Annotated in this window: 12 protein-coding genes; 10 read left to right on the top strand and 2 right to left on the bottom strand. The window is 38.4% G+C overall.

What is annotated here, in order from left to right:
- The first annotated feature begins 39 nt into the window (after positions 1-39).
- The 9 genes from EO244_RS15105 (at position 40) to EO244_RS15065 (ending at position 10,227) form a co-directional block, all read left to right on the top strand.
- Complete coding sequence (locus EO244_RS15105) at positions 40-1,266, top strand: ABC transporter permease (RefSeq protein WP_129255526.1); 1,227 nt, start codon at positions 40-42, stop codon at positions 1,264-1,266.
- Between the two features lie 57 nt (positions 1,267-1,323).
- Positions 1,324-2,586 (top strand): ABC transporter permease, encoded by a 1,263-nt coding sequence (locus EO244_RS15100; RefSeq protein ID WP_129255525.1) that lies wholly within the window; start codon positions 1,324-1,326, stop codon positions 2,584-2,586.
- Positions 2,587-3,878: 1,292 nt separating this feature from the next.
- Positions 3,879-4,313: a helix-turn-helix transcriptional regulator gene (locus EO244_RS15095; RefSeq protein WP_129255524.1), complete on the top strand. Its 435-nt coding sequence runs from the start codon at positions 3,879-3,881 to the stop codon at positions 4,311-4,313.
- Positions 4,314-4,546: 233 nt separating this feature from the next.
- Entirely contained in the window at positions 4,547-5,311 is a 765-nt protein-coding gene (locus EO244_RS15090; RefSeq protein ID WP_129255523.1) for a dihydroorotate dehydrogenase electron transfer subunit, read from the top strand.
- Positions 5,305-6,219 carry a dihydroorotate dehydrogenase gene (locus EO244_RS15085; protein WP_129255522.1) on the top strand — a complete coding sequence of 305 codons (915 nt, stop codon included), beginning with the start codon at positions 5,305-5,307 and terminating at the stop codon, positions 6,217-6,219. Before EO244_RS15090 ends, EO244_RS15085 begins: the two co-directional genes overlap by 7 nt.
- A gap of 192 nt (positions 6,220-6,411) precedes the next feature.
- Positions 6,412-7,440, top strand: a complete 1,029-nt coding sequence (locus tag EO244_RS15080) for a pyridoxal phosphate-dependent aminotransferase (RefSeq protein WP_129255521.1) — start codon at positions 6,412-6,414, stop codon at positions 7,438-7,440.
- The gene (cbiB, locus tag EO244_RS15075) at positions 7,419-8,369 is read left to right on the top strand and encodes an adenosylcobinamide-phosphate synthase CbiB (RefSeq protein WP_129255520.1); all 951 of its coding nucleotides are present in this window, start codon (positions 7,419-7,421) and stop codon (positions 8,367-8,369) included. Before EO244_RS15080 ends, cbiB begins: the two co-directional genes overlap by 22 nt.
- Positions 8,370-8,436: 67 nt before the next feature.
- On the top strand, positions 8,437-8,952 hold the full coding sequence (locus tag EO244_RS15070; RefSeq protein ID WP_129255519.1) for a bifunctional adenosylcobinamide kinase/adenosylcobinamide-phosphate guanylyltransferase: 516 nt from the start codon (positions 8,437-8,439) through the stop codon (positions 8,950-8,952).
- 117 nt (positions 8,953-9,069) lie between these two features.
- On the top strand, positions 9,070-10,227 hold the full coding sequence (locus EO244_RS15065) for a BPL-N domain-containing protein (protein WP_129255518.1): 1,158 nt from the start codon (positions 9,070-9,072) through the stop codon (positions 10,225-10,227).
- Between the two features lie 120 nt (positions 10,228-10,347).
- On the opposite strand, the gene EO244_RS15060 is transcribed toward EO244_RS15065, so the two are convergent.
- Complete coding sequence (locus EO244_RS15060; RefSeq protein WP_129255517.1) at positions 10,348-10,788, bottom strand: hypothetical protein; 441 nt, start codon at positions 10,786-10,788, stop codon at positions 10,348-10,350.
- A 483-nt stretch (positions 10,789-11,271) separates the two neighbouring features.
- Entirely contained in the window at positions 11,272-11,988 is a 717-nt protein-coding gene (locus EO244_RS15055) for a pirin family protein (RefSeq protein ID WP_129255516.1), read from the bottom strand.
- Positions 11,989-12,301: 313 nt separating this feature from the next.
- Between EO244_RS15055 and EO244_RS15050 the strand changes: the two genes are divergently transcribed.
- Positions 12,302-13,054, top strand: coding sequence for a hypothetical protein (locus EO244_RS15050; RefSeq protein WP_129255515.1), 753 nt, complete (start codon positions 12,302-12,304; stop codon positions 13,052-13,054).
- Positions 13,055-13,392 lie beyond the last annotated feature (338 nt).

Here is a 13,392-nt window from a genome sequence, read left to right as displayed (position 1 = left end):
TTCATTGCCGTATGAATATTTTAAACCAAAACTAAGCCCATGTTTGACCTTGATAAATGGCAAGAAATCTACGAAACCATTCGCAAAAATAAGCTTCGTACCATACTAACCGGCTTTAGTGTGTCGTGGGGTATCTTTATGCTCATCATTTTATTGGGATCAGGGAATGGTCTTCAAAATGGAGTCTTAAACCAATTTAAGGCTGATGCTGAAAACAGCCTTTGGCTCTACAGTGGCCAAACCAGTATGGCCTTTGCGGGCATGCAACCCGGTCGGCGCATCCAATTTACCAATGAAGATTATTCAAGAACGAAACATTCTGGTTTGGATGTGGATAAAATTAGTTCCCGATTTACTATCCAAGGCGATAACTTAATTTCCTACAAAACAGAATACGTTAATTACACCATTGTCGCTGTTCATCCGGATACCGAAACGCTGGAGAATACAACAAGTCTGAAAGGGCGATTTTTAAATGATATCGATATTAAAGAATATCGAAAGGTTGTGGCCATCTCAACAGTTGTTGAAGATGCTTTATTTAAAAAGGAAGAACCTGTTGGTAAATATGTCAAAATCAACAACATTCCTTTTTTGGTTATCGGAACCTTTACCGATCATTCGGAGAGGGATTTGCAAAGGGTGTATATTCCGGTTTCAACTGCTCAACGGGTTTTTGACGGGGCCAACCGCATTTCCAATATGTCTTTTACCACCAATACCCATGATATTGAAGAATTAAAGCAGATGGAGAAGATGTTAAAACGCACCTTCGCTGCACGACACAAATTCAATCCCGAAGACAAGCGAGCCATGTTCATCAACAATAATATGGAAAATTATCAGCGAACTATGGCTTTATTTGCCGGAATACGCATGTTCGTTTGGATTATTGGATTGGGAACCATTATTGCCGGAATTGTTGGCGTAAGTAATATCATGATTATCGTGGTTAGAGAACGAACCCGTGAAATCGGTATCCGAAAAGCCTTAGGTGCTACTCCTTTATCAATAGTCTCGTTGGTTTTAACCGAATCCATACTCATTACTTCGGTTGCCGGTTATGTTGGTTTGGCTATGGGAGTCATTCTTCTGGAGGTACTTGCTCCACACACTCAAATTGAATTCTTTATGAATCCTTCTGTGGATTTACGGGTTGCATTTAGTGCCACCGTTTTATTGGTTTTATCCGGAGCTGTTGCTGGATTCTTTCCTGCCCGAAAAGCAGCGTCTATTCTACCAATTGAGGCGCTTTCCGAAGAATAAATCTTGAAAGAATCTATTTTAAAGAAATGGTATTGATTCACACTTAAATAAACTAAGATGTTCGATAAAGATAGATGGACAGAAGTCTATATGGCTCTTAAGAGTAATAAAATGCGAACCTTCCTTACTGCATTTGGTGTATTCTGGGGAATATTTATGCTGATTATCATGTTGGGATCGGGAAAGGGACTTGAGAATGGGGTGTATTATGGCATGGGAGACTTTGCTACAAATTCCGTTTTTGTTTGGGCGCAACCCACCAGTAAGGCCTATAAAGGATTCAAGCAGGGGCGTCGTTATAATTTCACCAATGAAGATACAAAGGCTATATTGGACAATATCCCCGAAATTAAACTTCTGGCCCCACGTATTGAAGCCAGAGGCGGTAATGCAAACAATAATGTGGTTCGTGGTCTTAAAACGGGTGCTTTCAGCATATTGGGTGATGTTCCTGATGTAAATAAGATTGATCCCTTAAGTATGACTTCTGGACGTTTTCTAAATGAAATTGATTTGCAACAGAACCGGAAGATTGCCGTGATTGGTAAACGGGTGAAAGAGGTTCTTTTCAAGGAAGATGAAAAGGCAGTGGGCGAATACATCAAGATCAACGGAATCTTTTTTCAAGTGGTTGGTGTATTCCACTCAATGCATTCTCAGGGATGGGGCGAGTGGCAGAATCAATGCGTTTTTATTCCTTTCACGACTCTTCAAAAAACATACAATTTTGGGAATCGGGTTGGACATTATTCTATCACATCCAAAGATAATTACACGGCCAGTTATGTGGAAGCTAAAGTGAAAGATCTATTAAAACGCCGCCATAAAATACATCCTGATGATGAAAGGGCTATTGGCAGTCACAATGTTGAACAGGAATTTATTAAAATCAATAAACTTTTCCTGGGTATTTCGGGCTTAATTTGGATTGTTGGTATTGGTACGCTTTTGGCTGGAATTATTGGTGTGAGTAATATCATGCTATTTATCGTGAAGAAAAGAACCAAGGAAATTGGTATTCAGCGAGCAATCGGTGCGTCGCCATCCATGATTATTAGTTCTGTTATTACCGAATCCGTTGTGTTAACATCAATAGCAGGTTGGATTGGATTAACTATTGGCGTTGTTTTGTTGGAGTTATTGAGTTTTGCTATTGAAAAAAGCGGAGGAGAGCAACCCATGTTTACCAATCCTGAAGTGAATTTTAATTTAGCAATGATCGCTTTGGTTATTCTGATTTTATCCGGAATTGTAGCAGGAACTATCCCTGCCAAACGTGCCGTTTCTATCAAGCCCATTGATGCTATTCGGGATGAATAACTCTAAATGATCAAATAAATTTAATTTTAGAATAAGTAATTTAAAGTGTAAAAACGGCTAGCGTTTTTACACTTTTTGTTTTTTTAATCCATCTCAATATGTTTAGCCTTTGATATTTCAATTTATCCTATCACGGTTCACATTCAAATAAAAAATGGACAGATTCTATTTCCAGGATCTGAAACAATAGGGAGGAAAGCTTTTTTTCAATTTATCCTGAATCGTCTAATTCCTCATTTTCCACACATATAGCTTCGAATACATATTAAAAGAAGCATTTTGTCTACTTCATCGCATAAATTAAGCTTGAAAATATCAGGCAAAACCTATCTTTCACACTGATTTTTAAGTAATTGATTGCAATTCAAGAGCCTTAAAACCATTCTGAGATTTACATATTTAATTCTTTATGCGCCATATACTATATAAATTACAATTGTCATCAAGGTTTGAGCTTAAAAGGGGAGACAAAAGCAAATCTCAAAATTTACAAAATTAGAATATATATGGAAATGTATTAAAAATGTAATGTTACACAAGTGAATTACATTTTACAATTAGAAGTTCAAGTAAGTTACAGATTAAATCTGATTTTACTGTTGCAATATGTTACCTAGCCTGTTTAAAATGTTAATTGTAAACATCTGTAATTAGTTAATAATTCAATTATGGAACATAGTTTTGGAACTACACAAACAATAACATTTATTTATAAATAGAATCAATAAACCAAGTTTTTATAAGCTTTATATAAAGTAATTCTTTAATGTAAAAATGACATATGTTACAAATCCTGTAAACATTGAATAATACTTCAGCAAACCACTGATAAAATCTACTTATAATCAGATGTTTATGCATATAAAGGCATAATTTACTTTAAATTGATTCAATACAGATGTAATATAGGTTTACAAGTGATTTTATTATCTGGAAAAAGCATCTAAAATAGTAGTTAATGAGTCGTTTATCATATATAGGGCAAAGCTTGATGTTACAAGCTTATTCAGCTATTTATTTGTAAACAAATTTATATTTAGGCTTAATTATTCTCAGTTTTAATAGCTTTCATCCGATAGATGAATACCACACGTATATGAGGTAACATATGTAACATTTTAAGGGTTTTTTATTTGTTACTTATGTGTATTTACATAGTTGTTATTTGTGAATTGTCTATTTTGATATTTGTTATTTTTAAATTACATTTGTGTCATGACAAGAATTAACACTTGTAACAACTTTAACAAATTAGAAGACTTTATCCTTTTTTGATATAAATCGCATAAAATATGAAAGATAGAATCATTCAATTACTCAACAGTGAAGGCTTAAGTGCCTCAAAATTTGCCGATATCATTGGTGTACAGCGCTCAAGTATGTCTCATATTTTATCAGGCCGTAATAACCCAAGTTTGGACTTTATACAAAAAATTATACGCTCTTTCCCTCATATCAGCGGAGACTGGTTGATTTCAGGAAGTGGAGAGATGAGTAAAAACTCGGGGACAGCCAGCCTTTTTCAGGAGCTTATAAAGGAAGAGGAGCCTGTTCCCTACCAATCTGCTCAACCTCCCAGACTTAAAAAAGACGTCCCAGATACTCCAAAATCAAAAGATGAAGAGATGCCTAATCTGGATATGTCAGCCTTTGTTTCGGGCAAAAAGATTGAAAAAGTTGTTGTCTTCTACAGCGATAAAACGTTTAAAGAATACAATCCAGCCTAAATATACTGCCAATGGGTATGCTATATATGTTTTAAAGCCTTAGATTCCTCTTTCTAAGGCTTTTTTTACACGCAATTTTAACCCATTGCATTGAATGATTTTAAAGTCTCCACACGGATCTATTTCGCTTTGAGCAAGCGAATATTTCACTTATCTTTGGGCACGATTTACTATTAAACAGCATCTAAAGCCTCTAAAGCTCTGATGCTTCCATTTTATACCCGTAAAAAAGTATGAAGAAACTAATTCAGGACTTTGAACTTGTTAAGCACGAAGAGCTTAATTGTGAGCATTTTATACTCGACATCAAAGCCTACGAAGCTTTGCCTGAGATTCTGCCAGGCCAGTTTGTCAATGTGAGAGTTGACAATAACAGTTCGGTTTTCTTACGCCGCCCTTTATCCATCCATAATGTAGATTACGAAAGGAATGTCATTCAACTCTTTGTTAAACGCATTGGTGAAGGAACCAAATCTTTAGGTGAGCTTAAAATTGGAGACAAACTGAGTGTTGTTTATCCTTTAGGCAACTCTTATTCCATTCCTAAAAACTCTAAAACACTGCTTATTGGCGGTGGCTGTGGGGTTGCTCCCTTATTATACCTGGCTAAACACTTGCATGAAGCTGGAAATGAAGTAACCATTATTTTGGGTGTTCGTTCCTCTTACGATGCTGTTGGGCTCGAAGTCTATAAGCCCTATGGACGCATTCTGGTGACCACCGAGGACGGATCTCAAGGCGAAAAAGGGTATCCAACTCACCACTCTGTATTGAAAAACGAAAGCTTTGATTACAGCTTTACTTGTGGTCCTGAGCCCATGATGAAAGCTGTAGCGGCCTATTCTGAGTCCAAAGGCATTCCTTGTGAGGTTTCTCTTGAGAATACCATGGCTTGTGGTTTTGGAGCTTGTTTGTGCTGTGTGACAGACACAAAAAAAGGTAATAAATGTGTATGTACTGAAGGCCCTGTCTTCAATATAAAGGACTTAAAATGGTAAATTTAGAAGTAAAACTTAAGGATTTGGTTTTAAAGAATCCGGTCATGACAGCATCGGGGACCTTCGGCTTTGGTGAAGAATTCGCTGATTTTATCGATTTAAGCGATTTAGGAGGCATTATTGTAAAAGGAACCACAAGACATCACCGGGAAGGTAATCCTTATCCCAGAATGGCTGAAACGCCTTCAGGCATGCTAAATGCTGTGGGACTACAAAATAAGGGTGTTGAGAACTTCTGTCAGGACATTTACCCACGAATTAAAGACTATCAGACTAATGTGATGGTTAATGTTTCAGGTTCTATGGTTCAGGATTATGTAGAAACGGCTGCAATGATCAACGATTTGGAACATATTCCGGGAATCGAGCTTAATATCTCTTGTCCAAACGTGAAAGAAGGTGGTATGGCTTTCGGAACCTCTTGTGCTTCGGCTGAAGAGGTGGTTCGTGAGGTCCGTAAGGTGTATAAAAAGCATTTAATGGTGAAGCTATCCCCCAATGTGACTGATATTACGGCCATTGCGAAAGCTGTTGAAGGACAAGGTGCTGATTCGGTATCCTTAATCAATACCTTATTGGGTATGGCAATAGACGCAGAAACCCGTCGTCCGCTTTTATCAACAGTAACGGGTGGCCTTTCAGGTCCTTGTGTGAAGCCCGTAGCGCTTAGAATGGTATGGCAGGTGGCTCAGGCGGTTAATATCCCTGTAGTTGGCTTAGGAGGTATCATGAATGCTAAAGATGCTATCGAGTTTATTCTGGCAGGTGCAACAGCCATTCAAATTGGTACAGCCAACTTTATCGATCCTCAGGTAAGTGTAAAGGTGGTTGAAGGAATTAAAAACTATATGATACGTCATCAGGTAAGTGATATCAATGATTTGATTGGCGCTATCAACCTGAAATAAAGTGAATTGGCAATTAAAGATTTATTTCTTCAATTAAAGTTTTAAATAAAGAATTAATTCTTTATTGAGCAGATAATAGGTTTACGGATGTAATTACAACTGTAAACCTATTTGCTTTTATTGGCATTATTCGCTTAATTTGAATTGTCTAATTTCCAAGACAATCTATTATAAATACGACTCATATTCAATATGTTACACGGACATGGCGATGACGCCTATCTCTATACACAAGCTATAAAGGCCAATTTTTCGACAAATATCTGGTATGGTGGAAAATCTGAAGACCTAAAGGCCTTTATTCAAGCCAATTGGGATAAAATACATGCTTACCCTGAACCAGCAGCTGAAAGCCTTTGCGATTTAATTGCTCAGGATTTGACTATTAGCCCCGATCAGGTCTTAGCCAGCAATGGGGCAACTGAAGCCTTCTATCTGATTGCACAAGCCTTTCATTCAAAGACTTCGACTATCATTGTCCCCACTTTTGCTGAGTATGAAGATGCATGCAGCGTGAACAAACACCAGCTAAACTACCATAATTGGTCTGACCTGAAAGCTACCACCCTCTTTACAGAAGGTTTGGTTTGGCTATGCAACCCCAATAATCCGGATGGTCGTGTTGTTGAGAAGACTTTCCTAAAATCTCTTCTTATAAACAATCCTAAGTGCGCTTTTGTGGTGGATGAAGCCTATATCGACTTTACTGATGCAATTTCATCTGCAATCGATTTGATTGATGAGCACTCAAATTTGATTTTAGTAAAGTCACTGACCAAAAATTTCTCCATACCCGGCCTGAGATTGGGCTATTTGATTTCAAACAAGGATATGGTACAGAATATCCGATTTTTCAAGCCTCCCTGGACGGTTAATTCCATAGCAATTGAGGCTGGAAAGTACATTTTGCAAAGGAAACAGACTTTTCTGCCTCCTGTAAAACAATACAAATCAGACAAAAAGGAATTTGTAGAAAAATTGGCTCAAATTCCCGGTCTTAAAATATGGCCTTCAAAAACGTCCTATTTTTTGATCGAACTAGAGAAATCGAGTGCTTCGGAACTCAAAAATTACCTGATTTCTGAATTTGGCCTGCTGATTCGTGATGCCAGCAACTTTCGGGGACTGAATAATCAGTTTATTCGTGTTGCAACTTTATCCAAAGACAAAAATCAACTTTTAATCGACGCACTGACTCAATGGAGCAAATCGAACTCATAATACTACCTCTTATTATAGGATACATTTTGGATCTCATTTTTGGGGACCCACGAAACTTACCTCACCCCATTGTGGGCTTTGGCAATATGATCAATCTGGGAACTGAAAAACTCAATCATGGAGAACATCGGATTTTAAAAGGTGCTTTTATGAGTTTGGGCTTAATTCTACTGATCTATTCATCCTTCTATTTTCTTTCCATCCTGTTATTAGGCTGGGAAAAGTGGGCATTTATTGCATTCACTTCTGTGTTTGTGTTTTATGGTCTGGCCAATCGCAGTTTATTGCAAGAGGGTTACGAAGTTTTTAAACACCTCGAAGAAAAGGGTTTGGATGCCGGACGTCAGCGACTATCGTGGATTGTAGGACGCGATACCAAGCATCTGAGTGAACAAGAAATCCGCCTGGCCGTATTCGAAACCCTATCTGAAAACCTATCGGATGGTGTAGTGGCGCCTTTATTTTATTATGCAGTAGGTGGTTTGCCGGCTATGATGGCTTATAAGATGATCAATACGCTGGACTCGATGATTGGTTATAAGAATGAGAAATACCTCTACTTTGGGCGTGTTGCGGCTCGTATTGATGATGCGGCAAACTTTATTCCTGCTCGAATTACGGCTTTCTTAATGGTCGCAGTGTGCTTGAGTTACAGGGGTTTTGTTTTTATTTTCCGTTACGGACGTTCACACACCAGTCCCAATGCCGGTTATCCCGAATCAGCATTGGCAGGCATTTTAAACTGTCGGTTTGGAGGTGCACACGACTATGGTGGCAAACTGGTTGAGAAACCCTATATTGGAGAGATCGATCGTAAAATTGAGAATTCGGAGATCAAACGCATTGCTTATATCAATCATGCGGTTTGTCTTTCGACAATTATATTGATTATCGGTTTTTATTTAAGCATCAATCTGTTAATTAAATAGATTGATTAGCTTTAAGATTATAAATTATTTGCGTCTCTTTATAGACTAGCAATTCAAGTATATCATCATGATTCATTTCATTACAGGCGGTCAGCGATCAGGAAAAAGTGAATACGCTGAAAAATTGGCTCTTGAGCAATCTACCAATCCAATTTATTTGGCAACATCTCGTGTTTGGGATGAAGGGCATCGTGCTCGTATTGAAGCTCATAAGGCCCGACGTGGTGAGCAATGGGAGAGTATTGAGGAAGAAAAAGCTCTTAGTTCTCACAATTTTACGGGAAGATTGGTCCTGCTGGATTGCATCACCCTGTGGTTGACCAATATCTTTTTCGATAATGGTGAGCAGGACGATAAAAGTTTGAACGATGCCAAAGCTGAATTAGACAAAATCCTTTCTCAGGATTGTGATTGGATCATTGTCAGTAATGAGCTTGGTCTGGGTGGCCATCCGGGTAATGAAGTAGCCATGAGATTCAATGATCTACAGGGGCGAATCAACCAGTATATTGCTGCTAAAGCTGACCGTGTGAGCCTTGTTATTTCCGGAATTCCGGTAGAAATAAAATCTCCCAATAAATAAAAACTGCTTTTTAACTTGGTATGCCAATACAACATAAAGATAAATTGATTCTCAACTCAATCCTTTTATTATCTTTATCAGCTGACAACATAACCGACTAACAAAGCTTAAACAAAAATGACCAAACTAAAAATCAATCTTTTACTGATTGCCTGCATGAGCTTCTGCCTATTAAGTGCTTGCAAGCGAGTTGAAAAAAAACAAACTCAAACTAAGGAAATCATCCGCGTAGGTGTTTTCGATAAAAATGGCGATAGCCCCTGGTGTATAACCGATGCGATTGAAGCATTAAGAATCGATCCCAATATAAAAGCGGAAGTGGTTCGTGCCTCTCAAATTATGTCGGGTGAACTCGACAGTTTTGATGCCATTGTATTCCCTGGCGGAAGTGGACGTGGCGAAACCCAAAGTCTGGGTGAAACGGGTATGGAAAAATTAGTTAAGATGGTGAAAGATAATGGCAAAGCCGTTGTGGGGATTTGCGCGGGTGCTTACATCATGACCGAAACACCTGATTATCCCAGCTTAGCCTTAAATGGCTGTGAGGCCATTGATATTGAACACGATCATCGCGGGCATGGTTTAGCAAAATTTTCGTTAACCAAAGAAGGCAAAGAGATCTTTCCGGAGCTGAAGGATAGAAAACTCTCTTTTTGTCAATATTATGAGGGACCCGTTTTAGTTCCTGCCCAATCGAATGCTAAGTTTATGGAGCTGGCAACCATGCTAAGCGATGTGCATACCGTTGAAGGAACACCTGCCAACATGACCAACAACCGCCCTTTTGTAGTTGCTGCTGAAGTCGGTAAAGGCAGAGTGGCTTCATTTGTGGGACACCCTGAGTGCACACCAGGTATGCGCTGGATGCTGCCTCGTATGGTTCGTTGGACCTGCAATAAAGAACTCATTGCTTATCCTGAGAATGTGGTTCGCCCGGATATCTTTAAGAATGAGATTATCTACACGGATGATATCAACGACTTGCAGACCCAATACCATAAGCAATTGAGCGGTACAAGAGCTGAGAAATTGGAGGGTATTGAAAAAGTAATCGAATTGGCTTGCTGGTCATCGAAGAAATGGATACCTGGCATGCTTCGCGATAAGGATGCTGCAGTGAGAGTGAAAGCTTCCTGGGCATTAGTTCAATTGGAACGCACCGATGCCATTCCTGACCTGGAAGCAGCTGTGATGACAGAAAAAGACAAGAAAACTAAAACAGAATTGAAAAAGAACCTAAAAGCCTTGAAAGAAATTTTGGGATCTAAAAATTAGCGAATAGCCAACAATTAGAAACACAAAGCGGTCATCTCTACGGAAATGACCGCTTTTTGTATTTTTAGGCCCCCCATGCACTTACTATAAGCAAACTATAAATCTCAGGTCAGGGTCTGACTAAAAGTTATTCAAACTTATAAAAATTTCCCCAAGTTCTTCTTTAGCTCTATCGTAATCAATGAGTTTACCATTTCGTCCATTAAAATAATCTCGATAAGATGAGAATTCCCAATCTTCATGAGAATGAACCATACAATCAGCAACGGGATTCATATGTATGTAATTGAAACAAATCAACGGATAGTTATGCCCGTCCTGTTCAATATTTATTTGTGTGCCAAATTCAGTTTGCCAATAATTTGGAGATAGACTCTCGATTTGATTTAAACACTTGGCCTTAGTATGGTTTTGAAATATGGAGCCCGTAATTTTCTGTTGTTTCTGAATAGATCTGGTATAACTGCTCAACATTTTACCTATTGATGAGTTTAAATCTTCCTTGCGATTGTCAATCTTCGTTTTATTCACATAAACCATAAGATGAAAATGTGTAGGCATCAGACACCATGCTAAAATGCTACAAAAAGGGCTGATATGATATTTGAATTTATCTAAAAAAAACAAATAATTTTCCCTTGAATAAAACAAGGGCATATGATTATTAGTCTTATTGTATATATGATAAACGTATCCTTCTTCAAGCACCATAATATTATCTAAATTTTATTGAGAGCCTCACAAAAAAAGTGAGACCCTCAAAGTGTAACAGGTCATGCTCTGACTATAGGCAAGCTGCACATGTCAGGGTATGACTAAAGTTTTGCCTTTGTGTTTCTTATATTGAGAGCCTCACTGGGAGTGAGACCTTCAAAATATTGACCGTCATGCTCTGACTATAAGCAAGCCGTAAATGTCAGGGTATGACTAGATTTATTGGCCAACTTTCATTGATCCCGAAATTCGGGATCACAAAAAAGTGAGACCCTCAAAGTGTAACAGGTCATGCTCTATGTTTTCAGCTAAAAACCTCAGAAATTAGGTTTAAATATCAAACATTGGCACTTCCATGAGCAAGACCTTTGAGTTGGCACCAAATTTAAGATCAACATGATTGGTTTCAGATATACCAAGACCATCACGCTTCTTCAATTCATAATCTTTAATAAAAACCTCACCTTCGATTACAAAAACATACAAACCATTGCCGGCATCCTTAAAGGTATAAGTTTCCTCTGTTTGTCTATCAAATTCCCCCAGATGAAACCAGGCATTCTGGTGAATCCAAACACCCGCATCTTCGGCATTGGGCGATAGAATAAGCTTCAAGCCCTTGTGAGTTTCAATATCTTGAATTGAAATCTGATCGTATCGGGGTTCTACACCTTTTTTGTTGGGGAAAACCCAAATCTGAAGCAAATTGACTTCTTTATCCATATTGGGGTTAAATTCAGAATGAAGCACCCCTGTACCAGCACTCATCACCTGAATTTCACCCGCTTGAATCACAGTTGAATTCCCCATATTATCCTTGTGTTGCAATGCCCCGGAAAGCGGAATCGTGATAATCTCCATATCGCTATGAGGATGCGTACCAAAACCTTTCCCTGCAGCTATTCGATCATCATTTAAAACACGCAATACGCCAAAGTTCATGCGATCGGTATGATAATAATCGGCAAAACTAAAGGTATGATGGGCGTCTAACCAGCCATGATTGGCATGCCCCCGGGTATTAGCTTTGTGTAAAACAGTTTTCATTTTAATTCCTCCAAATTGATAGGTGTGGATAAATACTTTCTGTTATCTAAGTTACATCTTTTTCTTTTTTAAAACTGCCCTTGTTAAAGTCTCAATAATATTCTGTTTGAAATAATTCTAGCCCCATAACTATCAGTATGACAAGTCAAAAGATCCTTATATTTAACTCATACTTACTTTTTATCTCCAAAAAAATTATATAAATTAGATTGTTATTTATAATATGATGGTTAAAAATGACGCCATTTTTTTTAAAAATTATGTGATGAACGATTTGTGCTGAAGATTTTATAAACATTTAAAATTCAGACTCATGTCAGATCAACAAGATTTATTGGATCTCTTGCAAGAGATTAAAGCTGTTCCCAAGCAGCAAATTAAGCAGTGCGATATGCCCATTGGCATTTATTTGCAGGAATCGGAAAACCTGCACACCCGTGCAACAGCCGATTTGGCTTTCCTTAACACAGCAGGGATGACTGCTGAACTTCTGGATAAATTATTGCCTCGTATAGGTGCTCTACGCACAGCCCAAAGCAATTGGGAAGAGCTAAATACCGTTAGGCAGGATGCTAAGGAAAACTGGAAGATTGAGTGGCCTGTTTTTATGGCGTTTCGCGAAGATTTAATCGACAATATGGACTTCGCCTTTCGCAATAAGGAAGCCCTGATCAGAAAGATGAATGCCATTAAAGAAGGGGATTCTCAGGCTGATGCCATTCAGGATATGGCAAATCTTTCGGTTTTGGGTAAGGCGAATTTGGAACTCCTGGAGGCCATCAATTTCGATGCAACATTATTGGACAAGGCTGCAGCAGATGCTGATAGAATGAGCGGTTTGCTTGCGGCTGTTAACGGTCATATGTATGTAGACGACGAAAGCAAAGTGATTCGCGACCAGGCCTACACCTTATTAAAGCAGGTGGTGGATGAAATTCGCAACTACGGTCGTTTTGTATTCCGTAAAAATCCCGATCATGTGAAATCTTATTCCAGCAAATACAATAGAGATAAGTTTAATGCTTATAAAAGAAAGCAAGCCCAAGAGGCTCATGAAGATGCCTAGTGTAAATAATAAAGAGAAGCCCATCACTTCTCTTTTTTTTATGTCTGGTTTTTATACTTTTTAGGGCTTCCGTTGCAAAATTTAGTATCCCCGTTGTGCAGCGGAAAGGTATTAGTCCCCAACGGAACACCTGCCGAGTGCAACGGGAGGCCACAAACCTGCAACGGAGTACCTCATTTATGCAACGGAAGACTTGTCTGCACAACGGAACTGTCTTCTCCTGAAATAGCTTGACAGATTATTAGTATTTTTTGGATAGTAGTGTCATCTTTTTATCCATCTACGGTTATCCAAAGTTATAAAAATCTTATTCCTATTCTTTATCTAAGAAAAGATTC

This window comes from Ancylomarina salipaludis (genome assembly GCF_004122035.1).
GTDB classification, from domain to species: Bacteria; Bacteroidota; Bacteroidia; order Bacteroidales; family Marinifilaceae; genus Ancylomarina; species Ancylomarina salipaludis.
This window is presented reverse-complemented; position numbering and strand designations above follow the sequence as displayed.